The organism is Flavobacterium sp. AK-345 (assembly GCF_058310175.1).
In genome coordinates this window covers 1-26,175 of sequence record NZ_JBZEER010000024.1, presented here as the reverse complement: position 1 = coordinate 26,175, position 26,175 = coordinate 1, and the positions used below count along the sequence as shown (strand labels likewise).

Sequence of the window (26,175 nt, the reverse complement as noted above, 5' to 3'; positions counted from 1 at the left end):
TGAAATTGGTAGACACGCTGGACTTAAAATCCAGTGAACAGCAATGTTCGTGCGGGTTCAAGTCCCGCTCTGAGTACAAAAATCCCCCTTATTATTTTATAAGGGGGATTTTGTTTTTAAAAAAGGCTTTAGCTATTTTAGCTAAAGCCTTTTTTGTTTAATACTCTGCGCTATATTAATTTTAAGATAATCATTTAAAAGTTAAAGAATAGATGGAATAGAATTGCCACCATATTTCTATTTATCAAACAAAAAATAAATCTTCTATCTTTGAAAAGGTAAACTATGGAAAAACTTAGAAAACATATTGAAGAAATTATACCTATCACTGATGAGGAGTTTGAATCTATCAAGCCTTTTTTTACGATACGGAAAGTTTTAAAGAATCAATATCTTATTCAACAAGGTGATGAAGCAAAATATGAATACATCATTATAAGTGGAATTTTTAGAGTTTTTTATCTTGATGAAGATGGTAAGGAACATATTGTACAATTCGCCACAGAAAATTGGTGGATGTCTGATTACATTGCTTATTTCAATCAAAAGCAGGCTAATATGTATGTTGTATGCATGCAGCCGGGAGAAGTTTTATGCCTCACACTCGATGGCAGAGAAAAACTCTCTGATACGCTTCATAAGATGGAACATTTTTTTAGAATTAAACTCACAAAAGGCTTTATTGCACTTCAGCAAAGAGTTATTTCACTTCTCTCAAATAATCCGCAGCAGAGATATGAGGAATTTGCAGATCTTTATCCAAATCTAATGCAAAAAATTCCAAAAAAATATATAGCTGAATATCTCGGAATTAGCCGCGAAACCCTTAGCAGGCTTTACTCCAACAACAAATAACATAACCTTGATTCTGAAAGTGTGATTCCGGTCACACTTTTTTTGTGACTTTGCTCCTCGTATTGAGGAGTAGAGCTGGCATAAATTTGTCCTATAATAATTCATTAACCAATAAAATTTATAGACATGAAAAAATTTATGCTTTTAACCCTTGCAATTGCCTTTTTTTCTTCGAATGCACAAAGTAAAAAGGAAAACACATCAGTAAAACAAACAGCAACACTTAAAAAAGAATCTACAATGAAAAAGAGAATTTTAATTATTGTGTCTAATGCCAATGCAATTGGACCAAATAACAGAAGAACCGGAACATTTCTTCCCGAAGTAGCACATCCTTATGCAGAATTTGACAAGGCAAACTATGAGATAGATTTTGCCAGCTTAACAGGAGATACCCCATATTTAGATGCACTTAATTTAGCAAATGATCCTGACAATCTTATTTTTCTAACAGGAAAAGGATGGGAAAAAATGCAGAAAGCTGTTAAACTATCAAATGTTGATGTTAGTAAATATGATGCTGTTTTTATACCGGGCGGATTAGCACCAATGGTTGATATGCCGGAAAATGAACTTCTTAAAAAAGTAATTAAAGAAACCTACGAACGAAATGCAGTTGTTGGAGCTGTTTGTCACGGTCCGGTATCCTTATTAAATGTGAAATTAAGCAACGGATCTTATCTTGTAAATGGTAAAAACATCACATCTTTTACAGATGAAGAAGAGCGAGGTTATGCTATCGCAGATGTACCTTTTTTGTTAGAAACTGCATTAACCAAACAAGGAGCAAAATTTCATGCAGCTGCAGTTTGGTCAGCTCACAGCATTGCTGATGGTAATCTCGTTACGGGACAAAATCCTGCTTCGGCAAAAGGAGTAGCTGAAAAAATGATTGTCATTTTAGAATCGCCTAAAAAATAATGAAACTAATTGTATGGATCTTCTTCAGAAAAAAAAGGAGGTTCATACAATTTTAAAATAAATATAATAATATTAAAAAAAAATCAAAATGGAAAATCAAAATCCAGTTCATGTTTTTGCTACATGGAAAGTTAAAGAAGGTCAGATTGAAAAGGTCTTGCACTTGCTAAAAGCAGTACATGACGAAAGCATTAAAGAAGAAGGTAATTTGTTTTATAAAGTTCATCAAAGCAATTCGGATGTAAATACAATTGTATTATTTGAGGGATATAGCAATGAAGCTGCTGTTGCAGAACACAGAAATTCAGTACATTTTAAAGATTTGGTTTTAGGTAAAATTGTGCCTTTGTTAGAGAATAGGGAGATTGTTTTAACGACGGTTTTAGATTTTTAATTTTCAATATTGGGAATTAAGACATTGTAGGTATTGATAATTTGACTAAATTTAAAGAACAGATTATGAAGAAAAGAGTTCAAATATTTGATAATATCTTTTCTAGGATTAAGTATTAAAAAAACATTTATGGAAAAGACCACAAAAATATTATTCCCTTACGATCAGACTCTGGTCAAAGAATTACCGCTGTTAAATAGTAACGATGTTGAGAATATATTAAATACAGCCCAAAAATTATTTAATGATCAATCTAATTGGCTTCCGGCTTTTGAAAGAATTGAAATTTTAGAAAAAGCAGCTTCGATAATGAGTGAAAGAAGTGAGGAATTGATTCATTTGGCAGTAAGCGAAGGCGGAAAGCCCTATAAAGATTCAAAAGCGGAAATACTTAGAGCCATCAAAGGTGTAAAATTAGCAGCAGAACATATAGCGCAAATAAAAGGAGAACAAATCCCGATGGGACTTACTGAAGCTTCTTTAAACAGAATTGCTTTTACGTCAAAAGAACCAATTGGCGTTGTTGTTGCAGTTAGTGCATTCAATCACCCATTAAATTTATCGGTACATCAAATTGCTACTGCCGTTGCCGCCGGTTGTCCTGTTATATTTAAACCATCAAGTAATACGCCCTTATCTGGTCTTGCGTTGGCAGATATTTTAAAGGAAGCCGGTTTGCCCGAAGGATGGCTGCAAGTAGTGTTATGTGATAATGAAACTGCAGAATTATTGGTTACAGATTCAAGAGTCGGTTTTTTCTCTTTTATAGGTTCAGCAAAAGTAGGCTGGTCCCTAAAAAGCAAATTGCCGCCGGGAACAAGATGTGCCTTAGAACATGGTGGCGCCGCTTCTGTAATTGTGGAGAGAGATGCCGATTTTAACGAAATGATTCCTGATTTGGTAAAAGGAGGGTTTTATCATGCGGGTCAGGTTTGTGTTTCAGTTCAGAAAATTTATGTAAATGAGGAAATTTGTGATCGTTTTATTGAACAGTTTTCGCAGGCAACGAACAAATTAATTGTTGGAAATCCGTTTGATGAAACTACAGATGTAGGATCGCTTATAACTCCAAAAGAAGTTAACCGCATTGAGGAATGGGTTAATGAAGCTATTGAAAATGGCGCTAAATTAATTACAGGAGGAAAAAGAATTTCAGAGACTTGTTTTGAACCGACAATTCTGCTTAATCCTTCAGAAGATTCTAAAGTATCGACTAACGAGATTTTCGGCCCCGTTGTTTGTATTTATCCTTTTACAAATAGAGAAGAAGCAATAAATAAAGCCAACGCTTTGGATGTTCATTTTCAGGCAGCGGTTTTTACAAAGAATATTGATATTGCTTTGAGTACGGCCAAAAAACTAAATGCTACTGCAGTTATGATTAATGATAATACTGCCTTTAGAGTAGATTGGATGCCGTTTGGAGGCAGAGATGCATCAGGTCTTGGAATGGGCGGGATTTCATATACTATAAATGATATGACAAGAGAAAAATTAACTGTGTTTAAAAGTAAATCTATATAAGTTTGCAGAAAAATAGCTTTTAAATTTACCCATAAAAAAGTCCTAATTTTAATTAGGACTTTTTTAGATTATTCTTTTTTATTTTCAAGCTGTACTTCGAATTTACCCCAAAAAGGACTGTCAGCCATTAGCGAATGTCCAATTACAATAATATGATTTCCTTTTTGCTTAAGTTGAATTTTTAAATCCATTCCAAATGGACCATCTGAGGATTTATCCGGGAAAATAATTTGGTTGAAACGGATGTTCCCTTTGCCGGTAGACGGAATGATCTTTGCATTCAATTCGCCTAAATCTTCATTTTTAAATTTGACATATATTTTAGAATGAATAGAATCCAAGGAGCCTTCAGCTGTGTATAAACCTTTGTCATTCGCAAAATTCATAAAAATAGTATCGTCTATTTGTTTGTTCTCTTCTTTTTTCTCCTGCTTATTTTTCTTCGCGAAAATAGTGTCTGAGGTTTCAACAGCAGTTTCCTTGGTTTCTTTTTTTTGACATGAAAAAACGAGAATTGATAGTAAAAGAATTAAATAATTTTTCATAATCGTATTTTTAAGTAAGTGTCTCAAATTTAATTCCTTTTTAAAAATGTCTTGTTATATAATAGCATTTGAATATTGCAGGATTTAGATAATCATAATAATTTACTTAAAGTTGTTTTTTGCTCCAAACTATAAATAAGGCGGCAACAATAATGAAGATATTAAACCCAACATCTTTAGCTTCCCCTCGACAAATATGAAAGGTGATAGCGCTAAACATTAATGCTATAATTCCGTAAGCTGAATAAACTGTCAGTCTGGATTTACTATTGAATAGAGAAGGAAATAGAATTCCTGTCGCTGCCAAAAGATCAATTATACCAGTAATCAGTACTAAAATTACATTATCTCTTATCCAGGGAAATGGCAGGTCATGTGGTTTAAAAATTTTCATAAATCCTGCCCATGCAAAAATTGTAAATAGCAGCATTTGAACTATCCATACGATGATTTTTTTCAATTTTTTAATTTTGTTTTCTTCCATTTTTTTATAAGTTTTTATCAAAATTAGATACTTTTACTATCCAAACGATATTACTTTACCTCCGGATAGTACTATCCGGAGGTAAAGTAAATAGATAATCAATACGTTATGATATCAAAAGGTGGTTGCCCTAAAACAATGCTTTCTATAAAAGATGCTCTTGAAGCGGTAGAGGGAAGATGGAAATTACTTATTCTTTTTTCTCTTGCTGAACATCCAAAAAGATTTGGAGAATTATCAAAAAGTGTAGTTGGGATTACAGATAAAACGCTGTCAAGAGAATTAAAATTATTAGAAGCAAATAAACTTATTACACGTCAGGTTTATGATTCATTTCCTCCAAAAGTCGAATATTCAATCACAGAACATGGAATTTCATTAGAAAAAGTATTAGATGAATTGCATTTTTGGGGACTTCTTCACAGGTCAAAAATATTAAAAGATTCCTGATATTGTAATTTTTAATATGAAGACAGGACTTTTTTATGTGAAGACTAATATTTTCCAGATTTCAGGTTCCTTAATTCTTCCAATACGAAAAAAACGACATTAACTAAAAGTCAATGTCGTTTTATTAATTATTTTGGTTTTAATTTATTTGTAAAAAATATTTTAGTTACCAAATATGTATCTAAGTGTAAATTGTGCTTGCCAAACATCAGATGTTGAAGAGTTCTTTTGGAAAGTATCTTTAATTAAATACCTGTTTCCATTAGGATCTGTTTGTGTAGCAAGAGTATAAACAGGCACATTGGCTCCCGTTGTGTTAGTATAAGCTAAAACATTTGGGTTGGTTGCTCTTTGTGATAATCCCCAGTCTTTGTTTACCATGTTTGTAAAGTTCAGGATATCAGCTCTAAATTGGAAAGTATTCTTTTTACCGGCTATTTTGATGTAAATATCTTGAGAGATAGATAAATCTAATCTGTGTAACATTGGTAAAACAGATTCATTTCTTTGAGCATATTGACCTCTTCTTGAACGTAAATATTTATCCTGATTGATATAAGCATCAAACGCAGCTCTTTGCTCATCTTGTGAGTAAGTTCTTGAAGTTGTAACATTATTTACTGTACTAGATACTACAAGAGGAGCAAACGTAAGTTCACTTGCGCTGTTTGGCACATAAAGCAAATCATTACCACTAACTCTGTCTCCGTTCATATCTCCACTGTAAGTGTAAGTAAATGGACTAGCTTGTTCTCCAATATAACCTAGGTTAATAGAAGTTGCACCGCCAAGACCTTTACCGTATTCAATTCTGTAACCAATAACTCCAATTAAACGATTTGGTGTATTGTTGTTTGAATTAGAAACATCCAAATCATTATTTCCATTTACAGATCTTGCACTTGTCCATGAACCAGACGCTACTGAACCTGGAGACATTAAATCTGTTGCATTAGAGTGCGTGTAGGCGAATGATCCCCAAAGTCCTTTTTGATAAGGGTATTCTAATTTAAATGTTGTAGAATAAAAATATCCTTCATCAGAGTTTGTTAAAACGATACCGTTTGAAACATTATCATTTACACGTGTTCCTGCATCATTACGAGAATATCTTGGTCTGTTGTCAGTACCGCTAAATGTTCCAACCGGACCATCAAAGTTGGCATTGTAATAACTGATCGCATTAATGTTTTTTTGAAGTATTCCTTCAACGGTACCCACAAATCCAAAAGGAAGTTTTTGATCAACTGCCATTGTAGTTTTCCAAACTTGCGGAGATTTGAATTTTTTATCATTAAAAGACAAATCATAAGAAGATGGCGCTGTAGGTGTAGTAGGAGTAAAATAATCTGCTGGTCTTGGTGTAAAACCGTAACCTCCTGCAGCTAATGCAGCACCACTCACATCAATAAATCCTGTAAGTATACCATTGTTTCCAATTTGATTTGATAAGTATACCCCTGGAGATCTACCAGTAAATATTCCTGAACCTCCACGTATTATTGTTGAAGTATTTCCATTTAAATCAAGGTTGAAACCAACTCTAGGTTCAAATAAGTAGGCCGGATCCGGCATGTCACCTGTATTAAATTTTTCGCCATTAACAAAAGTCATAGCTGTAATTGCAGGGTTTTCTAATGCTGTATCACCATACCAAACTCTTGAAGCTCTTAAACCAACAGTTAATTTAAATCTATCGCTCAATTTCATTTCATCCTGAGCATATAAATCTACTTTGTTCGATTTCAATATTTGCATTGGTTCTGCGCCTCCTGGCAAAGCAGAATATCTGTATTGAAAACGTGCCGGAGAAGTAATAGTTGCAGTTGATGGAGCACCACCATTTGCTGCTGACTCATTTGCAGCAGCATAAAAATCAGTTAAAGAGTTAAAAATATAAACCCCGTTTGATCCTGAGAAAAATAAGTTACTGGATTTGAAATATTCAAAATTTGCACCAAATACTAAAGAGTGTTTTCCAATAGTTTTAGTCAAATTATCTGTAAAGTGTAGTGTTGAGTAAGAAAGTTTGTTACCCTGAGTAAAAGGATCTAAACCAACCGAAATATAAGTAGCAGCACCTTGTTTAATATCGATTGTTGGAAATAAACCACCACCAATTAAACCTCTGTCTTCAATTTGTTTATCATAACCTCCAATGAAGTTATTGTACCATGAATTACTTAATTTACTATTCAATTCTAATACAATAGATCTTGTGTTGTCTAAAATTGTATATCCACTATTTTTGAATGACATTGCTAATCCACTATTAGTTCTGTTACCAAAACCTAATGAATTTGAGTTAGAAGTTAACTGATCTGAAGATGAATTATGAAATACATAACGAGCAGTAAGTTTATGATTGTCATTGATATTCCAGTCAATTCTCGTTAAGAATTTCTTTGATTCTTTTGAAGAATCATAGTTTTCCCATGCACCTGTATCGTAACCAAACTTATCTTTCATAAAGTTAGAAAGAGTCTGCATTTCAGTATATGTTGGAAGAGAAACCTGACCACTTGGTTGCGGAGAACCTGTAGATGTCCAGTTTGTAGCCGGGCTTACATTGTCAATAGTTTCAAAATTTCCAAAAAAGAATAATTTATCTTTGATAATTGGCGCCCCAATACGAGCTCCCCAAATTGTTTCTTCAAATTTACCTGGTTTAATTGTTACATCCCCAGCGTGAGTACCGATAAAATCTTTTTTATTATTTCTGGTAGAAGTATAAACAGATCCTTCGATTTCGTTTGTTCCACTTCTCGTTACCGCATTAATTCCTGAACCTAAAAATCCAGATTGACGAACGTCATATGGAGCAATGTTTACTTGTAACTGCTCAATTGCATCTAATGAAATTGCAGTCGAACCAGTTCTACCTCCGGCTTGTGAATCTGATCCAAGACCAAATCCATTGTTAAATACAGAACCGTCAATAGTAAAATTATTCAATCTTGAATCCTGTCCGCCAAATGTTCCGTTAGCTCCTGCATTTGCATTGTATTTTGTAACAGAGTTTATCGAACGGGCTCCTAATACCGGAACTGCAGCTATTTCTCTATTTGAAAACTGTTGTGAAGCACCAGTTCTTCCTTTATTAAAATTTCCTTTTGATTTTGTAGAAACCACAACTTCCTGAAGTGCATTTGGTTCTTCATCAATAGTAATGTTTATAGTCAGGTTGTTACCTAAACCGACATTAATGTCTGTTATTTCTGTTGTTTTGTAACCAATATAAGTTACTTTAACTGTATAAGGACCTCCTGGTCTCAAACCTTGTGCCGCGTATCCACCGTCAAAATCAGAAGTTGAGAAGTACTTTGTTCCTGTTGGTTTATGAACAATTTCTACTGTTGCCCCAGGAAGAGCCTCTCCCTTATTTGATCTAACAATCCCTGACATGGCCGAACTCGTAACCTGAGCATGACCTAAAGTAGAGAGTAAAATAATTAAAATAAAAATAATTTTTTTCATCTAATGTTTTATATTGGTTTAATTTTTTGGCAAAATTATGAGATTGAAGAAGCCCGGTGTTAACTCAATATTAACAAAATGTAGTGGTTTGGGTAGTGAATGATTTTTGTAAGAATAAAAGGATTTTAAGACATATTTATTGGTTTTTAATAAAAAAATAAGATGTTTTAGTTTTATATAATCTTAAGAATTTTACGTCAATTTTATGAGTTCTTATTTAGAGCAGTCTGCTTTTTTGACTAACTTTATTATATAACGAAAGATTATTAATCGATTAATTTTTATTTAAAGTAAGTTATACTGCAAAAGCTGTAGTAACTGTAATTAAAAACATTTGATATGAAAAAAGTAATTGGACTTTTCGCAGGAAGTTTGCGTAAGGAATCATTTTCAAGAAAAATAGCCAAAGCCGTTGCAGCAATGGCACCTGCAGGATTTGAGTTTAAAATAATTTCGTTGGGTGATTTGCCGCTTTATAATCAGGATTTTGATGATGAAAATCAAGTGCCGGAATCCTACACTATTTTTAGAAATGAAGTAAAAGCAATTGATGGTGCTATTTTTATAACACCGGAATACAACAGATCAGTGCCCGCAGTTCTAAAGAACGCATTGGATGTAGGTTCGCGTCCTTACGGAAAAAGTGTGTGGGACGGTAAACCGGGAGCCGTATTTAGTAATTCGCCAGGAAATATTTCTGGTTTTGGTGCTAATCATCATTTAAGACAAAGTTTGGTTTTTCTAAATGTTCCTGTTATGCAGCAGCCTGAAGTTTATCTTACCAAAGTAAATGAACTTTTTGATGAACAAGGAAATATTCAGAAAGAAGAAATTAAGGAGTTTCTTCAAAAAGCTGTTGATGCATTTATTGTCTGGTTTAACAAAAATTCCAGTCAATAAAGGTGAAATATCATTTAAAATTAAAAAGCCCTTCTTAATAATTAAGAAGGGCTTTTTGTATCAACGATAATGATTTGTTGTTATTTTTTTGCTGCGTTCACATCAATACCAATCTCAATGTCTTTACTGATCATCCATTCTGCAGGATCAGCCTCAGAAGCTCCAAATTTGATATCCCAATCTGTACGGTTAACAGTAAATTTAGCCTGAATTGATGCAGTTCCTTCAGCAACAGTAACTTTTGCCGGGAAAGTAACATTTACTGCTTTTCCTTTTAAGGTAAGATTACCGCTTACTGTTTTATTAGCACCTTCAATTGCATCTTTAGCAGCAGGATCTAATGCCGCAACTTTTGTAATTTTAAAAGTTGCCGTTGGATTTTTCTCTACATCAAAAAAATCAGCACCTTTTAAGTGAGCCTCCAATTCAGAATATTTTTTATCTTTTTCTGTTACAGATGCCGGATCAACTTTAATAGATTTCATATCTATTACAAAGTCACCTGCTGTAAGTTCTCCGCCTTCAACAGAAACTTCTCCTGATGTAAGGCTAAGAGTTCCCCAACGAGGAGCAAAACCACCTTTATGAAATGCTTTCCAGTTTACTTTAGAGGTTTCTAAATTTACAGGTAAAACTTCTCCTTTTTTTTCTGCAACCTCTTGTTCTGCACCTGTCGTTGTCTCGTTAGATGATTTTTTTCCGCATGACGTTAAAAATAAAGTAACCGCTGCTAATGTAAATACGCTTAATTTTTTCATTTCTTATGTGTTTAATTATTTATTGATTTTAAATATTTGAGAGAGTTAAATTATGGAAATTTTCTCATTATTGCTATTGAGTCAGTTTATTTTTTTTAATTAAAATATTAATCACGTTCTCCTGCTTTGAACACCGAGGTTTTTATGTTCAATAATAATTCCGGCATTTTTCTTTTTTAATCAAACTTACATCCATAGTTAAGTATAGAATGAAGTGTTGTAACTAATGATTTTTAAACTTTGCATTCATAAAAGAAGAGGATGAAAAATAATAGAATTACAATTCTTGCACTGGTATTATTTACAAGCTTAATCAATGCCCAGAATAATATTGAAAATTTTAAAAATAAAACGATGAATGATTTGGAAGTATTCAAAATAGAAAGCCATGTTTCGGGATTAAAAATAGCGATAACACACAAAGAGCCAAAGATTCGTTTAGACGATTATGCGATTCTCTTTTTACATGGTTCTTCATTTCCGTCTGCATTATCTTTTGGTTTTAAGATGAATAATTATTCCATGATTGATAGCATGTCAGACAATGGTTATGACGTATATGCACTAGATTTTTTAGGTTACGGGAATTCAGACCGATATAATGAAATGGAAACAAATTTAGTAAATAGCAAACCTGTTGGAAGAGCCCTGGATGTTTATAAAGATGTAGATAAAGCGGTTGATTTTATTATAAAAAAAACAGGAAAACCAAAAGTATATTTAGTAGGCCATTCTTGGGGAGGATCTGTTGCAGCTTTATATGCTTCACAATTTCCCGATAAAGTTTCTAAGCTGGTTTTGTTTGCAGCAATTACCCAAAGGAAAAATACTTCTGAAGCTGAAAAAATAGAATATTCTTTTGAAACTATGACGCCCGATGAAAGAGTAAATTCAATGAAAAATTTGACCCCACCAGAAAAAGAATGTCAATTGGAAACCGAAGTTTTTAATGTTTGGGGAGATAATTGGCTAAAATCTGACCCATTAGCTGTAAAATTTAAATATAATAGTATTCGTTTTCCCTCAGGGCCATCTCAGGATGTAGAAGATTTATTACACGGAAAATCATATTATAACCCAGCCAATATAAACGCTTCTGTTTTAGTAATTCGGGGTGAATGGGATCAATATCCTGACAATATTGATGCTGGAAAATTATTTTCGTCTCTTGAAAATGCTGTTTATAAAAAATATGTGGTTATCGAAAAAGGAACTCACGTTATGCAGCTTGAAAAAAGCCGTTATCAATTATATGATGAAATTCTTCGGTTTTTAAAATTTGGGCTAAATACTAAATTTAAATAGAAGATTTTAAATTATCACCATCTTTTAAATGCAGTCTTCTAAAAACTAAGCCCGATAAAATAGTTAAAGAACCAACCACCAGAAAGGTGTAGCGAAAGGCGTTATGAATCTCGTTATGAATGAGTTTTACATCACCCTGAAAAATTTTGAGTACCAATAATCCGAAAGCAATACCAAAACCTATTGCTAATTGCTGATTTACAGAGACTAATGAATTACCGCTGCTTGTGTGATAAACCCTTAAATCAGCAATAGAAATAGAATTCATCGAGGTAAATTGTATGGAGTTGAAGAAACCCAAAACAGAAATAATCGGAATGTACCAATAAATAGATGTATGAATTGACGGAATAGCCAGAGCGCAAATTAATATACCAATAATAAAAGTGTTGACCATTAATGTTTTACGATATCCAAAAGTATTTAGAATTTTAATTACCGCCGATTTTCCAAACATCGCAGTAAGTGCCATAGGTGCAACAATCCATCCTGAGGTCACTGCAGACTGACCATAAGCAATCTGGATCATCATAGGCAATAGCAAAGGAATAGAACTAAAACCCAGGCGAGTTGCCAAATTACCAACAATACCCACACGAAAGGTTCTTACCTGAAATAAGTTTAAGGGAAAAATAGGGTTATTATCTTTTGCAGCATGGCGATAATACCAATACAGCATTAAAAATCCTGACATCAAAACAACTAAAACCGGTGATAAACGAACAGTATTGCCAAACAATTCTAAAGAAATAGACAATAGGAGTGAAGCGGCTGCAAAAATCAGGAAGCCTTTTAAATCAAAATCAATTATTGGAGATTTATAATCAGGCATATATTTTAAGCTTAAAATAATACCAATAATACCAAAAGGAATATTGATTAAGAAAATCCAGTGCCAGGATAAATAATCGACCATATATCCTCCAATCAACGGACCTAAAACAGGTCCAATCAAAGCTGGAATGATAGCAAAATTCATTGCTTGTAATAATTCATTTTTTGGAAAGGTTTTAATAAGCGCCAGCTTTCCTACAGGTGTCATTAAACTTCCTCCAATACCCTGAATAACACGGGCAATAACCAAATGCATTAAGTTTTGAGAAAGGGCACAAAACAAAGACCCAAGGCTAAAAAGTAATAAGGCAAAAATGAATATTTTTCTGGTTCCAAATTTGTCCGACAAAAAACCGCTTACAGGCATAAAAAGCGCCAACGTTAAGACATAACTGATAATAGCATTTTGCATTTCCAGCGGCGATTCATGCAAATCTTTGGCAATAGCAGTTATAGAAGTATTAAGAATTGTAGAATCAAGCATTTGCATAAAAATGGAAGTTGCCAGAATAATTGGCAATATTTTTTTCGTCGCTTCTTTATCAATAATAACGTTCATAGATTTCTATTTTTTGCCTGAAACAATTTAAGCTAGAGTTCTTAAAGCCCAATTTAACTCATGTGTTCTATAAAATTACGAAAGATATCCTAATAATTTACTTTTAGAATTTAATTGATTTTAATCTTTAACTAAATAACAAAAGATACCATAATTGATATCTTTTGTTTAAAATTTGAATTAATTTTTAGAAGAACTGTCATTATTGTATTGTTCTGTTTTAGAAGAATCATTCTGAATGTTGATTTGTTATTTTATAACAAAACCATTTGTTTTTAATACTTCAGCAACCTTAATTACAATTTCAGAGCGATGTTTGCCATCCGTAACCTTTAAGTCGGTTTTTACCCAATATCTTATATTGATCTGTACAATAGCACCTGTAATGCCAGACACTACAGCCGAATTTGAATATCCTTTATCTACAATTTCCTCATCTGCTTTCATAACCTCGGTGATCAAATCAATTGCCTTTTTATAATCAGATCCATATTCAAGCCCGATAGTAAAATCCTGAAGAAGAAATCCTTCACTATTAAAATTGATAAGCGTGTTTTTTATTAATAATGCATTTGGAATATAAATGTTTTTGCTGTCACTTTTTATCTGTGTATCACGAAGGTTCAATGCCACGACTTTTCCTTTTACGCCATTACTTTCAATAATATCACCAACAGAAAAAGGTCTTTTGAAAGCAAGCAAAATTCCCGCTAAAAAGTTTTCGCCAATATCTTTTAAGGCAAAACCAATAATAAACGCCGAAATTCCGGCACCGGCCAAAACACTTTGCGCGACGCCTGTAAGCCCAATAACGCGGAACATAAATAAAAACCCAATAACAATAAGGACCGCTTTGATAAGATTGGCAATAAAAGTTGCTAATAATGGATCATGCATTCGTTGTTTTAATCTTCGATCTGCAAATCCCCGAACACGCGATGCTATAAACCAGGAGATTAAAACAACCAGAATTGCGAGTAATAATTTTGGCGTGATATCAACAATGTTTTGATAATATCCTTCTATATGTTGGGCAATGTCATGCAGAAATTCTTTCATAATAGGTTATATTTAAAAAAAATAAAGTTTAAAATTGAATGCAAAAACATCTGCACGAAGTACAGATGTTTTAAGGTAAATGAAAAAAGTAGTGTCTTTTATTACAAGGTAATATTTAGTTTCGTTATTCTGCCGCTACAATATTTACGGTATTTAAGGCAACGTCATTTAGTAAACAATCAGCCTCTTTTTCTTCGGCCAGAGTTTGTGCTAATAATTTTGCAGCGTCATTTTCTCCCAGTGCTTTTGCAAAAGCGACTAAAGTACCATAAGTTGCAATTTCATAATGCTCGATTTTTTGTGATGCTGAAATAATTCCTGCATCTCTAACCGAGCCTGGAATTGTTTCAAGCAAAATACTGTCACCTTCTTTTAATAATCCGGCCATAGCTTCGCATTTTTTTCCTTCGGCTTTTTCTCCAAGTATATCAAAAACTTTATCAAGTCTTGCAACATGATTTTCGGTAACAAGAACATGCTCTAAAATAACGCCCGAAAGACTTGGAGCTGTAGCATTGGCAGACATTTTTGGTAAGGCACCCACAAGTGCATTTTCTGCCCAGTAAATATCTTTAAGACTGTCAATAAATAATTCTCTTAAATCTGCCGCAGCGTCTGATGCGGGTTCGACAAGATTATTTTTCTTGGTGCTTTTTGCGGCAGCAATTTTAGTTTCAGTTGGTTTTTCTGAATTTTTCATATCTTTTTATTTTGAATGTTAATTGTATAAGTTGGTTTCGCGTTCCCAAAAACGATGTTGTGCCATAGCAGCAATAAAATCTAATGCAAATGATTGTGTGCCAGGTTCGCTGGATAAAATAAGCCCGTCATCATTGTTTGTTATTTTGGCTACAAAAGGTGCTGCGCTTAATATTTTTGTTGCCTCGCCATCTGCACCAATTACTTTGCAGTGTTTATAAGCATCGTTTATAAATTCGTTTACATCATCATTTTCAGCTAAAAGGTCAAGGCCTAATCCATGCGGAATGTAAACGGCATCAAATAAAACAGAAGATGCAGTTAGCAAACTATAATCTGCTGCAACTGCTCCGTCAGCATCTGTAACAACAGATCCTAAATGCGGCGCAACTATAAAACCTTTTGCATCTTCTTTAAGAAGCGCACTTTTCATGTTTAGGACTGCGGCTTCAGAAACTCCGTCAGAACAAATAATAGCCACTTTTCTGGAAGCAATTGTAGGCGAATTGGTAGGGTTTTTAAGCATAGAAAGAGCATCAGAACTGTCAACCGATGAATCTACTGTTCGTGGTTCCTGATTTCCATTTTCATTTTCCGGAGATACGCCCTGATTAATTGGAGTTTCCAATACAGGCGGAACCGTAGCTCCAAGACCCAAGGCAACTTTTTCTGCCAATTGCGTATCAACCTGAGATAAAAGCCCCAGCATTCTAACTCTGACGGCAGTAGTTTCAACTTTTCCAAGTTCAAAACGCAGTGCTTTTACGATGTGGCTTTTTTCTACATCTGTCTGGCTGTGAAAGAATAATCTTGCCTGACCAAAATGATCTGCAAAACTTTCACTTCTTTCTCTTACTTTATGTGCATCGATGCGCTCGTTGAAACTTGCAAAACCACCTTCGGCAATTTTAGCCTGATACGGACATCCTCCGCCAAGTGAATTTGGCTGATAACTTACACGACCTTTATTAATTTCCTGACGCATGTGTCCGTCACGTTGGTTATTATGTACGGGCGCAACGCTTCTGTTAATCGGAATTTCATGAAAATTAGGACTTCCTAATCTTGAAAGTTGTGTATCGGTATAAGAAAATAATCTTCCCTGAAGCAATGGATCGTTTGTAAAATCAATTCCCGGTACAACATGCCCTGGGTGAAATGCAATTTGCTCTGTTTCTGCAAAGAAATTATCGGGATTTCTATCTAAAACCATTCTTCCCACAATCGTTACCGGAACAAGTTCTTCGGGAACAATTTTGGTCGGGTCAAGTAAGTCAAATTCATATTTGTGTTCGTCTTCTGCAGGAATGACCTGAACGCCTAATTCCCATTCAGGAAAATTTCCCATTTCGATCGCTTCCCATAAATCTTCTCTGTGAAAATCTGGATTTTTACCCGAAATTTTTTGGGCTTCATCCCACACAACAGCATGTGTTCCTAATTTAGGTTTCCAGTGAAATTTCACAAAAGTCGATTCTCCAGCTTCATTAATCAATCTAAAAGTATGAACTCCAAAACCTTCCATCATTCTATAGCTTCTTGGAATCGCACGATCAGACATTACCCACATAATCATGTGCATCGACTCGGGCATTAAGGAAATAAAATCCCAAAAAGTATCGTGAGCAGACGCTGCCTGAGGCATTTCATTATGAGGCTCTGGTTTTACAGCGTGAACTAAATCGGGAAACTTTGAGGCGTCCTGAATAAAAAATATGGGTATATTATTGCCAACAAGGTCATAAATACCTTCCTGAGTATAAAATTTAACAGCAAATCCTCGTACATCCCGCGCAAGATCTGTAGAACCTCTTGAGCCGGCAACTGTAGAAAATCTGGCAAAAACAGGTGTTTTTAATCCGGCTTCTTTTAAAAATCCCGCTTTTGTTAATTCAGGAATTGGGTTTGTTACTTCAAAAAAACCGTGCGCTCCTGAACCACGTGCGTGTACGATTCTTTCCGGAATACGTTCATGGTCAAAATGTGTAATTTTTTCTCTTAGAATAAAATCTTCGAGTAGTGAAGGTCCTCTTTCGCCGGCTTTTAACGAATTGTTATCATCGTTAATACGAACACCCTGATCAGTAGTCAGAAACTTATTAGTTCCGTCGGATTTGTTTATCGACAAATCACGCTGTTTTTCGTCTTGAAAATTTTTCATTAGTTTTTGCTTTGTTTAGATTTAATTTTTTATGTTATCATCACATTATGAGGTATTTGTGATCTGGAATAAACTTATAAATCAAATTTAGCCTATACCATTAATTTGAATTTATAAGATTATTCCGCAATATTGTACAATTACCATCCAACCAAAATCAATAGCAATTCTTTTTATATAATTTGAAGATGTGGTCGAATTTGCATCGTTACAATATCGCATCTCTTTGGCTGAGATAAACAGAATAGGGCACTCATAGCAATATCATACGCTTCGAGCATTTCCATTTTTTCTATTTTTTCCTTATGCTCTTCTTTAGTGCCTGGCTGCATATCACTTGTTACGGCTCCGGGTTCTATTAGTGAGACTTTAATTCCAAGCGGATTTAATTCCTTACGAAGCGATGTGCTAAAACCTCGTATTGCAGATTTAGTAGCTACATAAATGGTGCTTTCCGGAGTACGGCTCTCGGCACTCATAGACCCAATATTAATGATATGCCCGGATTTTTGCTCTTTCATTCGTAATGAGGCTTCCTGAGCAAAAGCCAGGTAACCAGTAATATTGGTATCAATAATATACTTGTAATCCTTGTAAGTTTCCTGTGTAATTCCCGGAGCACCTAATGCCGCATTGTTAATAAGAATATCAATTCCGCCCAACTCAGTATCTACAATTTGCAATATTTTATCGATATCTTCTTTTTTGGTTACATCGGCAGGAGTTCCATAAACTTCGCAGCCGGGAAATTGCTGTTTAAGATCTTCGACAGCATTTTTAAAATCTTTTTCATCTCTTCCAAAAATAAGAATGCGTCCGCCCAGAGAGACCAATACATCGGCAATTGCTTTTCCTATTCCGGTTGTGCCGCCGGTTACTACAATTCGTTTGTCTTTAATATTTTGTCCAAAGTAATTTGTTAATTGTTCCATTGTTTGTTTTTTTATAAATGATTATTATTTGCAAACTGCTGGAATTTCTAACAGCAGATGATATTTTTTAGTACTGGGTTTTTTATTAAATATTACCATTGAACTTTAACTGAACCCTGACCAGAAATTTTATATTCCTGTATGCTGACATTCTTTGTGAAGGGATCAAGAAGTTCATTATCAAAAAACACTTTCATTTGAATTTTACGGTCTTTGAGTTTTATAATTTTCAAATTGCAGATCATATCTTTGTCACCATCTAATTTGATAGTAATCGATTTTCCTCTTTTCGTATGTTCATTAGGATAATCGATAAAAAGAAGAAAATCTTCATCGATTTTGATGTATTGTCTGGACACAATTCCAAAAGCCATTCCGCTGCCATATACTTCCTGACCAACCTGACCGCTTTTTTCCCAGCCATTGTACAAATCCTCCAAAGGAACCCAGAGATCAGCTTGTATTTCGCCTGTTTTAACTTCTTCCGAAAGCATTTCTTTTGGCAGCATCGTTGGATAATAATAAGCAATCCTGCTCACAGTATATTTAATAAACTCCGGTATCAGCGTTCTTAAAGAGGGCAAAATGTCAACATCTTTAGCCAGTGATAAATATTCTGATAAAGCTGCGTAGACTTCTAATTCTTCATAAGCAGCAGTATACGGTGCATCATTGAGGGGAAATATTGAAAAGAAATTATTATAGTTTTTACCATAGCCATATTTGCAGTCATAAAGCTGGATATTTTTAAATAATCCGCTCAGACAGGTATAACTTATCTCGAGGTATAGCTTTTTATTAGTAATTTTAAATAATTCTAATAATGCCGCAGCGGCAAAAGCTGTATTATTGGCCTGGTATAATATATTTAAACCCAGATCTGCCAATTTTCTGGCTGCTTTTTCTGCTTCGTTTAAATAACGTTTTTCTTTGGTTAATTTAAAAATCAGCAGCATTAAATGTGCGTACGATCCGGGAACATCCCTTTCTCCTCCGGCACCGGGAGCAGTTTCTTTCTTGATTGTTTCGAGGGTTTCCATATTATAAAATACAGGCCATTGGTATTTAAAATGATGTGCCACTTTTATAACATACTCAATAGAATCTAATACCAGTTTTTTTGCTGTTTTGTCTCCGGCTAAAGCCAGTCTTGCCAAATTCATTAACGGATGGTGCAGATACCAGGAATCCATTACCATATCTTTTTTTTGTTCTTCTGACTTGTCAAGTTTGTCTACCATCGAAGGAAGCCATCTGTTAAGGCAATTTATCTTTGGATCATAAAAAGCAGGCAGTCCCTTGATTAACTCATTACAGATCGATTGTTTTTCACCACTCCATTTTTCAAATTCCTTAAAAGGTGCCAGTACAGCCAATTGTACCATACTTTCAGGAGGTGTGTCATAGTCACATAAGTAAGCATTTAGATACTGAATTCCGCTTGCCTGTTGCCATGCACCTTTGTTATGCTGCAAATCATTTAAAACTTTTTGAGCGATATCCGGCCAATTATGATATTCAATTCTAGGCTGTTCAAGCACTTTGTAAATAGTAACAAGATTATTTAAAAAGTGCTCACAAATAGCCGTTGTATCTTTAAAAATTTCAGTCTCTACTATTATATACGCATCTGATATTGTAAATGCCTGATTGGGAGGAAGAGGCAATTCATCCGTTGTTGGAAGCTGAAATCCAATTTCAGGCCATGTTCCTCCAACAGTATTTTTCGATTCTGTTTTGGTAACTTCGCAATACTCAGACAATGAAGTAAGATTTTGAAAATAAAAAAAGGATCCTGTTTGTGGTTTTGTAATGCTGGCAAATAACAATCCTGATCGCGACCCGAATTGTGCCATGTGAATATTCCCAGCCGTGTTTTCTAAACTTCCACTTTGTGTAAGCGGAATTATATCTCGTGGCCAAAACGGAATCATTAAGGCAGTTTTTGCTGTAAATGTTGTTGTATAATGTAATACACCTGCCGGAAAATTGATGCGAACTTCATAACTTCCCAATCTGGAATCGAGTATAAAAACAGTGGTATCTTCATCATCAAAAAGATTTGTAACTTCAAAACAGCTGTTCATTGCAAATGCCGCACGAAAAGCTATTTTTCCGTTTTCAGGCATCAATACCACAATCCATAATGAATCACCTGTATTGTAAAATTGATAGGTGTAATCAACAATTTTTCTTTCTAAAAGTATTTCACTATTTTCAATATCTTCCTGCGCCGTTGCGCTCCAAGGTGTAACTGTTGGCATAATGATAGTTTTAATTGATAAAAGATTTCTTTATTTATTTCAAAAAAATAGCTATTCGCCTGTTTCCATATGAGGGGCATCCACAGGTTTAGATTGTGAAGAGCCAATTTGTCTTAGATAAACAGAAAGTATTACGATGGCAAAAACAGATAAAAATTCGCTTTGCCAGTTTTGAAAAGATTCAAACCAAAACCTCGAATCTCCCATATAATCAAACGCAGATTCCAAAGGCATTCCTTTTAAAGCCAACTGCTCATTTTCATCTTTAAGGCTTCCGTAAAAATGAGCACAAAAAGAAAGTATAAACAATAAGAATAAGGCAATGGTAAGTGAATGTTTGTAGATTTCAAGAATCCATCCGCCTTTTTTTACAGGCCAGGGTGCATCTTTTCGCGTAGGCGAAGGTTCTCTGTCAAATTCTTCTTCTTTGTCTAAATCTTTAGATTCTGAAGAACCCCGCTGCATAAAAAAAATGGTTAATACAACAAACAATGCCATTTGTAGAAATTCGCTTTCCCAATTTTCAAAAGTCGATTGAATAAAATGACCTGAAATAAGATAAGAAGAAAGCGTAATAGCAGTACTGCCTTCATCAATCAATTCTTTATTATGTTCTTCGAACCCAAAAAATATTTGACCGATTAATGCGCCGAAAAATAATAGTAGAAAACAGATACTGAGTCCGTTATTTCGTAAAAAGTTTTTCATGTTTCTTGCTTTTTCACAAATTTCCGAAACACGATTGATTCCATTTTATAGAATTAGGGTAATCATTTATATTATTTTTAGGTAGATTAACTTACAAAAAGTTAATTCAGTTATTAAGAACACGACTGATTATATAATAGTAGAAAAACAACAGTTTTTAAGCAATTTTCATTTCTTAATCTAGGTTAATCGATAAACAGGTATAACGGAAGTAAATTTGTAAAAGAAAATCAAAACAACTTTAATACATTAAATACCATGGAAAATAAAATTTTAGGCTTACACCATATTACTGCAATTGCAGGTGACGCAAAACGTAATTTCGACTTTTACTCAAAAATCTTAGGATTAAGATTCATCAAAAAAACAGTGAATTTTGATGATCCGGGAACGTACCATTTTTATTTTGGTGATGAAGTAGGAAGCGCAGGAACAATTTTAACTTTTTTCCCTTGGGGAGAAGGAATTCAGCAAGGAAGAAAAGGTTCTGGAATGGCTACTGAAATAGGATATTCTGTTCCAAAAGGAAGCCTTGATTTCTGGCAGAAACGTTTTGAGCAGTACAATGTAATTTATAACAAACCTGCTGAGAAATTCGGAGAAAAATATCTTACTTTCTTAGATCCGGACGGATTAAAATTAGAATTAATCGAATCTAAAACAGACGATAACAGAAAAGGCTGGGAAACTGACGAAGTAAAAGCGGATGTTGCAACAAAAGGTTTTCACAATATTACTTTAACTTTAAACGATATTAAACCAACTGCTTTAGTTTTAACAGAAATATTTGGTTACAAATTAATTGATCAGGACGTAAACCGTTATCGTTATGCAACAGATGCTGTAGAAAATGCCGCAATTGTTGACTTAGTAGAATTGGCTGATGAAAAACGTGGTTTAAATGCAAATGGAACTGTTCACCATGTGGCTTTTAGAGTAAAAAATGATGAAATTCTAATGCACTTCCGTGAAAAAATAGAAGAGTTTGGATTGTCAATTACACCACAAATCGACAGACAATATTTCCATTCTCTATATTTCAGAGAACCAGGAGGAGTTTTGTTCGAAATCGCAACAGATAATCCCGGATTTACAGTAGATGAAAGCTTAGAAGAATTAGGACAAAACTTAAAACTTCCGGCACAATATGAATCACAAAGAGCTGCCATTGAAAAGCACTTGGTTAAAATTAATTAATTACTAAAAGATATTTAAATCAATAAAAAAATGAAATTAGTTTACGCTTAAATTAGGCGTAAATTAATTTTATAAATAAAAAATACTATGGAAACAATAAAATTAGAATTAGACGAGAAAAAACATGGAGCTTTTAATCTTTATGTTGATGATAAAAAACTGGGAGAAATGACAGTAAGCATCAAACCGGATTTGCTGACTGTTTACCATACAGGTATTGAGCCTGAAGCAGAAGGAAAAGGTTATGCGAAAAAACTTTTGGATGAAATGACATCCTATGTGCGTGCCAATAATTTGATGGTTTTACCACTTTGTCCGTATGTACATGCGCAGTTCAAGAAACATCCGGATGAATATCAGGATATCTGGAAAAAATAATTTAAAAAATACAATCATGAATTTAGAAAATATAACAGCAGGAACGCCTTTAAAAGAAGCAAAAAAAGCTTTAATCATGCTTCACGGGCGTGGTGCAGGTTCAAACGATATTCTTTCGATTGCGAAGTATCTTAAGGTGGAAGATTTTGCATTAATAGCGCCTCAGGCAGAAAACAGAACCTGGTATCCGTATTCCTTTTTAGTACCGATTGAAGAGAATGAGCCTTCGTTTTCAAAATCCTTGGAAACCATTGCTCAGGTTGTTGAAGCAGTTCAGCAAAATGGAATTGAGAAAGAAAACATTTATTTCCTCGGATTTTCGCAGGGAGCTTGTCTTGCATTGGAATTTACAGCCAGAAACGCTGCAAAATATGGCGGTGTAGCAGCTTTTACTGGCGGACTTATAGGGGATAAAGTGTATGAAAATCATTATTCAGGAAATTTTGAAAACACACCGATTTTCATCGGAACAAGCGATCCTGATTTTCATGTTCCCGTTGAAAGAGTAAATGAAACCGAAGTACTTCTTAAAAAAATGGGAGCTTTGGTTACAAAAAAAATCTACCCTAATATGGGACATACAATAAGCCAGGACGAAATAGATTTGGTTAATGATCTGGTTTTTACAAAGTAAGATTCTGTGTCAAGAGCTTAAAAAACTGCAATTTTACCTGTTTGCATTTCGCCAGAGTTTGTAACTATTTTATAGATATAAATTCCCGATGCAGTATTTTTTAGATTTATAGTATTGGTTTTAGAAAGTAAAGGAGAAGCAATAGTATTTTGTCCATTGATGTTGTACAGATAGAAAATAGCGTTTCCTTCTTTTTTAGCATCAATATTTAATTCTTCATTTTTGCTCAGTAGTGTGGGGTGTACAAAAAACAAATCATCGCCTAAATAATTGGTATCAAGAATTAGCGAACTTACTACGTTATTGTTTTCTAAAATTATATTTATTTTATATTTATTGCTGCCCTTTATCGGGGCAGCATCCAAAAAAGAAAATGTTTTTGAATTGATGTCGCTTATTGTACTAATAACACTTTCAACATCATTAACTATTTTTACCAAATCAATTCTTTTGATGTTGTACAAACTGAAAAGACTGGCATCTATCTTTACTTTATCCTCCTCAAAAACTTCTGCCAAAGTCAACTCAAAATAACAATTTGAGTTTTCGGCGTATTGTAATGTTGACTCACTTTTTATTCCTTCGGTATTGTCAAATACAGGAATTACCGTGTGGATTTTTCCATCAGTATAAGTATAACTGGTGTTTGTGGTTTGTTCTTTAAATTCTAAATGATCTCCTGTTAATTGATAAATATTAAAGGAAGCAACATCGGCAGGTTTATCCCAATTAATTTCTGTTGTGCCGTCACAAACTAAACTGGTACTGATGTTTAAATCATAAGAAATCGTAAAGCTGTCAGAGATATATTCGGTATTATTAATGGTCATTTTTAATTTGGCCTTTGAAAATTTTTGTTCTTTAGGCGTATATGTAAATTGTTCATTATCCAGATTTATATCATTTGCTATAATTTCCCAGGTTTCCCCATTATTATAACTAACAGACAATTCTCCGGAGATACCGGAAAATGATGAATTCCATTTGAAAGGAGAAATAGTTTTTCCATCATAAGGGAAATTATCATTGCTTACAGGATAATTCCATTCAAATTGATTTTCCAATTCATATTCGTAAGCGATACCGTATTCCTGAGATGTATTCGATACGTATGAACCCATAACATTGATAGAAACTGAACCCGACGCAGGGTTTTCAATCGTAATTTGTTCGATAGTATTAATTTTATCTTTTCCTCTTAAAGCTTGCTGCTCAGGAATCTCGGGGTTAAGAATCCAAGGCAAAGATGTGATATTGTCGGCCGAAATAACTTCCATGTCTAAATCGTTCACCAAACTTATATTACTATTAATTGCAGCCGGCAAATCGTTCCATACTAATGTAATTTTTAAGTTTTTTGCATTTGCGGGAATAGTAATCGTATGTGTATTTGTCTGACCAGATGGCAAATTACCTGATATAATTCTGTTTTCGCTGATTGTTTTTAGACTTTTATCAGCATCAATATTACCATAACCATAAGTAAAATCCGGACCTGAGTTACCTAAATCTTTTGCGCTATTAATTAAAATGGCTTTTGTTAGGGCATTAGTCAAAAAACTATTGTTTATAGTTTTATAATGCTGTTTTATAAGCGTAATAATTCCTGTAACCAGTGCTGTAGAATTTGAAGTTCCTTGTGTGCTATAAGCTACTAACTCAGGTTTTATTCGACCATCATAAGCAGGACCTTTTGAAGAAAACGGCATAATTACTTCGTTTTGATCAATACAGCCCAAAACAATACTATTTTTGGATTGCTTAAAATTACCGGTAATAGATTTATAACCCTGAAGTCCACTATTACCAGAGGAAAAGCAATGAGTCAAATCAGGATTTAAAAACAATTGAGAATCGTAAGCATTAGCAAGCGAACCATAAAAATTCTCAATTTCTGTGCCGTATGAATGATTTTGAGTAACAGCACCTTGTAAAGTTGCTATTTCATCAGGATAAATATTCAAAAAGTCAGACGATTGTATTTTAGCCTTTTGGGCAACTCCTTTTCCTAATGCAGAACTATTTCCTAACCCTGCAACTATAGTCGCCATAGCCGTTGCATGACTCGATACAATTGCAGATTGTGTTGAGGAAGGAATGTGCTTATTTAATAAATCAATATCATCCAGATTAAACAAATCATCTTTGATAGCTACAATTTGATTTTCGCCTGTTAAAAGAGGAAAATTAGTATTGGCTTTATTTATAGAATTGATGCTAAAATTTTGATCTATTATTTTAGATTCCCCTTTCGGCCGCAGCGATTCCTGCGAAATAGAAGACACACTGTTGAGAACTATAATTTCATCAATAATTTTTTTAGAATCACTTTTTATAATTACAAGATGGTTATTCAGTATTTTAATATCTGAAATGTTTAATGATTTCAAGTCTTTAATCAAAGCTTCGATATCATCTGTTGCTATTGTATAATGCTTGTCTTCTTTATGATCTGAAAAATTTGAAGGTAATTTCCATAAATTATTTACCGGTAGATTTTTTTTTAAAGTTTGATCTGATTTTAAAGTTTGATTCGATTTTAAACTTTCATTTTCAACAATACAAAAAGTACTGTCCAGTTTTTTTACAATCTTGTATTTATTGTGATGTGCATTTTCTAAAGATGTAAAAAAGTATTTCTCAAATTTACTTTCATTTTCTTTTTTTATGTACCGTTTCCATTTCTCAGAACTTTGTGAGAAACCGATCGTCGTTATCATAAAAAGGAGAAAAGTAATTCGTTTCTTCATTTACTGTAGAGGTTAGGGCAGCTATCTTATTATTACAGCTCATCTTAATTTAGATAAAGCGAGATGAAATTTGTGATTAATGATTTCTATTTTAAATATTTATCCGTTGTAGGTCAATCAAAGTTATTAAATTATTTGTAATAATTTTATGATTTTTTTTTCATTCACAATAATCTAAATCTGTAGGAGAACAATTTTCTTTTATAACCTGTTTGCATTTTAAAATGAATGCAAAATTGTAAAAAACATTTTCTAACACTTTTAGAAAAGAAATAATTTTCGGATACTATTAGATCTTAATAATCTGATTTATATTCAGTTATTGATTTTACTGGGCTTGTAGTAATAATCAGATAATTATTATTAAAAATATGTTATTGAAAAATA

General features: G+C 33.7%; 22 protein-coding genes. 10 read left to right on the top strand and 12 right to left on the bottom strand.

Annotated features, from left to right (window positions below; translation table 11 throughout):
* Nucleotides 1–285: 285 nt before the first annotated feature.
* The 4 genes from AC4FQ3_RS22630 to AC4FQ3_RS22615 all read left to right on the top strand — a co-directional run bounded on the left by AC4FQ3_RS22630 (nucleotide 286) and on the right by AC4FQ3_RS22615 (nucleotide 3,694).
* Entirely contained in the window at nucleotides 286–855 is a 570-nt protein-coding gene (locus AC4FQ3_RS22630) for a Crp/Fnr family transcriptional regulator (protein ID WP_491183382.1), read from the top strand.
* A gap of 126 nt (nucleotides 856–981) precedes the next feature.
* Nucleotides 982–1,776 (top strand): type 1 glutamine amidotransferase domain-containing protein, encoded by a 795-nt coding sequence (locus AC4FQ3_RS22625; protein WP_207761259.1) that lies wholly within the window; start codon nucleotides 982–984, stop codon nucleotides 1,774–1,776.
* Between the two features lie 88 nt (nucleotides 1,777–1,864).
* The gene (locus AC4FQ3_RS22620) at nucleotides 1,865–2,170 is read left to right on the top strand and encodes a putative quinol monooxygenase (RefSeq protein WP_491183381.1); all 306 of its coding nucleotides are present in this window, start codon (nucleotides 1,865–1,867) and stop codon (nucleotides 2,168–2,170) included.
* A 129-nt stretch (nucleotides 2,171–2,299) separates the two neighbouring features.
* Nucleotides 2,300–3,694: an aldehyde dehydrogenase family protein gene (locus AC4FQ3_RS22615; RefSeq protein WP_491183380.1), complete on the top strand. Its 1,395-nt coding sequence runs from the start codon at nucleotides 2,300–2,302 to the stop codon at nucleotides 3,692–3,694.
* Nucleotides 3,695–3,762: 68 nt separating this feature from the next.
* Here the strand turns inward: AC4FQ3_RS22615 and AC4FQ3_RS22610 are convergent, their stop codons facing one another.
* The gene (locus AC4FQ3_RS22610; RefSeq protein ID WP_491183379.1) at nucleotides 3,763–4,239 is read right to left on the bottom strand and encodes a hypothetical protein; all 477 of its coding nucleotides are present in this window, start codon (nucleotides 4,237–4,239) and stop codon (nucleotides 3,763–3,765) included.
* Nucleotides 4,240–4,345: 106 nt separating this feature from the next.
* The gene (locus AC4FQ3_RS22605; RefSeq protein ID WP_491183378.1) at nucleotides 4,346–4,723 is read right to left on the bottom strand and encodes a DoxX family protein; all 378 of its coding nucleotides are present in this window, start codon (nucleotides 4,721–4,723) and stop codon (nucleotides 4,346–4,348) included.
* 108 nt (nucleotides 4,724–4,831) lie between these two features.
* Here AC4FQ3_RS22605 and AC4FQ3_RS22600 point away from each other — a divergent pair, with 108 nt between their 5' ends.
* Complete coding sequence (locus AC4FQ3_RS22600) at nucleotides 4,832–5,173, top strand: winged helix-turn-helix transcriptional regulator (RefSeq protein WP_073397864.1); 342 nt, start codon at nucleotides 4,832–4,834, stop codon at nucleotides 5,171–5,173.
* A gap of 162 nt (nucleotides 5,174–5,335) precedes the next feature.
* Here the strand turns inward: AC4FQ3_RS22600 and AC4FQ3_RS22595 are convergent, their stop codons facing one another.
* Nucleotides 5,336–8,650: a TonB-dependent receptor gene (locus tag AC4FQ3_RS22595; protein ID WP_491183377.1), complete on the bottom strand. Its 3,315-nt coding sequence runs from the start codon at nucleotides 8,648–8,650 to the stop codon at nucleotides 5,336–5,338.
* Nucleotides 8,651–8,989: 339 nt separating this feature from the next.
* On the opposite strand from AC4FQ3_RS22595, the gene AC4FQ3_RS22590 reads away from it, so the two are divergent.
* Nucleotides 8,990–9,550, top strand: a complete 561-nt coding sequence (locus AC4FQ3_RS22590; protein ID WP_491183376.1) for an NADPH-dependent FMN reductase — start codon at nucleotides 8,990–8,992, stop codon at nucleotides 9,548–9,550.
* 80 nt (nucleotides 9,551–9,630) lie between these two features.
* Here the strand turns inward: AC4FQ3_RS22590 and AC4FQ3_RS22585 are convergent, their stop codons facing one another.
* The gene (locus AC4FQ3_RS22585) at nucleotides 9,631–10,308 is read right to left on the bottom strand and encodes a YceI family protein (RefSeq protein ID WP_491183375.1); all 678 of its coding nucleotides are present in this window, start codon (nucleotides 10,306–10,308) and stop codon (nucleotides 9,631–9,633) included.
* Between the two features lie 261 nt (nucleotides 10,309–10,569).
* On the opposite strand from AC4FQ3_RS22585, the gene AC4FQ3_RS22580 reads away from it, so the two are divergent.
* On the top strand, nucleotides 10,570–11,613 hold the full coding sequence (locus AC4FQ3_RS22580; protein WP_491183374.1) for an alpha/beta hydrolase: 1,044 nt from the start codon (nucleotides 10,570–10,572) through the stop codon (nucleotides 11,611–11,613).
* On the opposite strand, the gene AC4FQ3_RS22575 is transcribed toward AC4FQ3_RS22580, so the two are convergent.
* The 7 genes from AC4FQ3_RS22575 to AC4FQ3_RS22545 all read right to left on the bottom strand — a co-directional run bounded on the left by AC4FQ3_RS22575 (nucleotide 11,606) and on the right by AC4FQ3_RS22545 (nucleotide 20,829).
* Complete coding sequence (locus tag AC4FQ3_RS22575) at nucleotides 11,606–13,006, bottom strand: MFS transporter (protein ID WP_491183373.1); 1,401 nt, start codon at nucleotides 13,004–13,006, stop codon at nucleotides 11,606–11,608. The genes AC4FQ3_RS22580 and AC4FQ3_RS22575 overlap by 8 nt on opposite strands.
* A 249-nt stretch (nucleotides 13,007–13,255) precedes the next feature.
* Nucleotides 13,256–14,065: a mechanosensitive ion channel family protein gene (locus AC4FQ3_RS22570; RefSeq protein WP_491183372.1), complete on the bottom strand. Its 810-nt coding sequence runs from the start codon at nucleotides 14,063–14,065 to the stop codon at nucleotides 13,256–13,258.
* A 124-nt stretch (nucleotides 14,066–14,189) separates the two neighbouring features.
* The gene (locus AC4FQ3_RS22565) at nucleotides 14,190–14,765 is read right to left on the bottom strand and encodes a YciE/YciF ferroxidase family protein (RefSeq protein ID WP_491183371.1); all 576 of its coding nucleotides are present in this window, start codon (nucleotides 14,763–14,765) and stop codon (nucleotides 14,190–14,192) included.
* An 18-nt stretch (nucleotides 14,766–14,783) separates the two neighbouring features.
* Nucleotides 14,784–16,925, bottom strand: coding sequence for a catalase (locus AC4FQ3_RS22560; protein WP_491183370.1), 2,142 nt, complete (start codon nucleotides 16,923–16,925; stop codon nucleotides 14,784–14,786).
* A 173-nt stretch (nucleotides 16,926–17,098) separates the two neighbouring features.
* Nucleotides 17,099–17,857, bottom strand: a complete 759-nt coding sequence (locus AC4FQ3_RS22555; protein ID WP_491183369.1) for an SDR family oxidoreductase — start codon at nucleotides 17,855–17,857, stop codon at nucleotides 17,099–17,101.
* A 92-nt stretch (nucleotides 17,858–17,949) separates the two neighbouring features.
* Complete coding sequence (locus AC4FQ3_RS22550; protein ID WP_491183368.1) at nucleotides 17,950–20,121, bottom strand: hypothetical protein; 2,172 nt, start codon at nucleotides 20,119–20,121, stop codon at nucleotides 17,950–17,952.
* Nucleotides 20,122–20,172: 51 nt separating this feature from the next.
* Entirely contained in the window at nucleotides 20,173–20,829 is a 657-nt protein-coding gene (locus AC4FQ3_RS22545) for a DUF6766 family protein (protein ID WP_491183367.1), read from the bottom strand.
* Nucleotides 20,830–21,087: 258 nt separating this feature from the next.
* Between AC4FQ3_RS22545 and AC4FQ3_RS22540 the strand changes: the two genes are divergently transcribed.
* The 3 genes from AC4FQ3_RS22540 to AC4FQ3_RS22530 all read left to right on the top strand — a co-directional run bounded on the left by AC4FQ3_RS22540 (nucleotide 21,088) and on the right by AC4FQ3_RS22530 (nucleotide 23,038).
* Nucleotides 21,088–22,026, top strand: a complete 939-nt coding sequence (locus AC4FQ3_RS22540) for a ring-cleaving dioxygenase (protein WP_491183366.1) — start codon at nucleotides 21,088–21,090, stop codon at nucleotides 22,024–22,026.
* A gap of 87 nt (nucleotides 22,027–22,113) precedes the next feature.
* Nucleotides 22,114–22,404 carry a GNAT family N-acetyltransferase gene (locus AC4FQ3_RS22535; protein WP_302096770.1) on the top strand — a complete coding sequence of 97 codons (291 nt, stop codon included), beginning with the start codon at nucleotides 22,114–22,116 and terminating at the stop codon, nucleotides 22,402–22,404.
* Nucleotides 22,405–22,420: 16 nt separating this feature from the next.
* Nucleotides 22,421–23,038 carry an alpha/beta hydrolase gene (locus tag AC4FQ3_RS22530; RefSeq protein ID WP_491183365.1) on the top strand — a complete coding sequence of 206 codons (618 nt, stop codon included), beginning with the start codon at nucleotides 22,421–22,423 and terminating at the stop codon, nucleotides 23,036–23,038.
* A gap of 17 nt (nucleotides 23,039–23,055) precedes the next feature.
* Here the strand turns inward: AC4FQ3_RS22530 and AC4FQ3_RS22525 are convergent, their stop codons facing one another.
* The gene (locus AC4FQ3_RS22525; RefSeq protein ID WP_491183364.1) at nucleotides 23,056–25,788 is read right to left on the bottom strand and encodes a S8 family serine peptidase; all 2,733 of its coding nucleotides are present in this window, start codon (nucleotides 25,786–25,788) and stop codon (nucleotides 23,056–23,058) included.
* Nucleotides 25,789–26,175 lie beyond the last annotated feature (387 nt).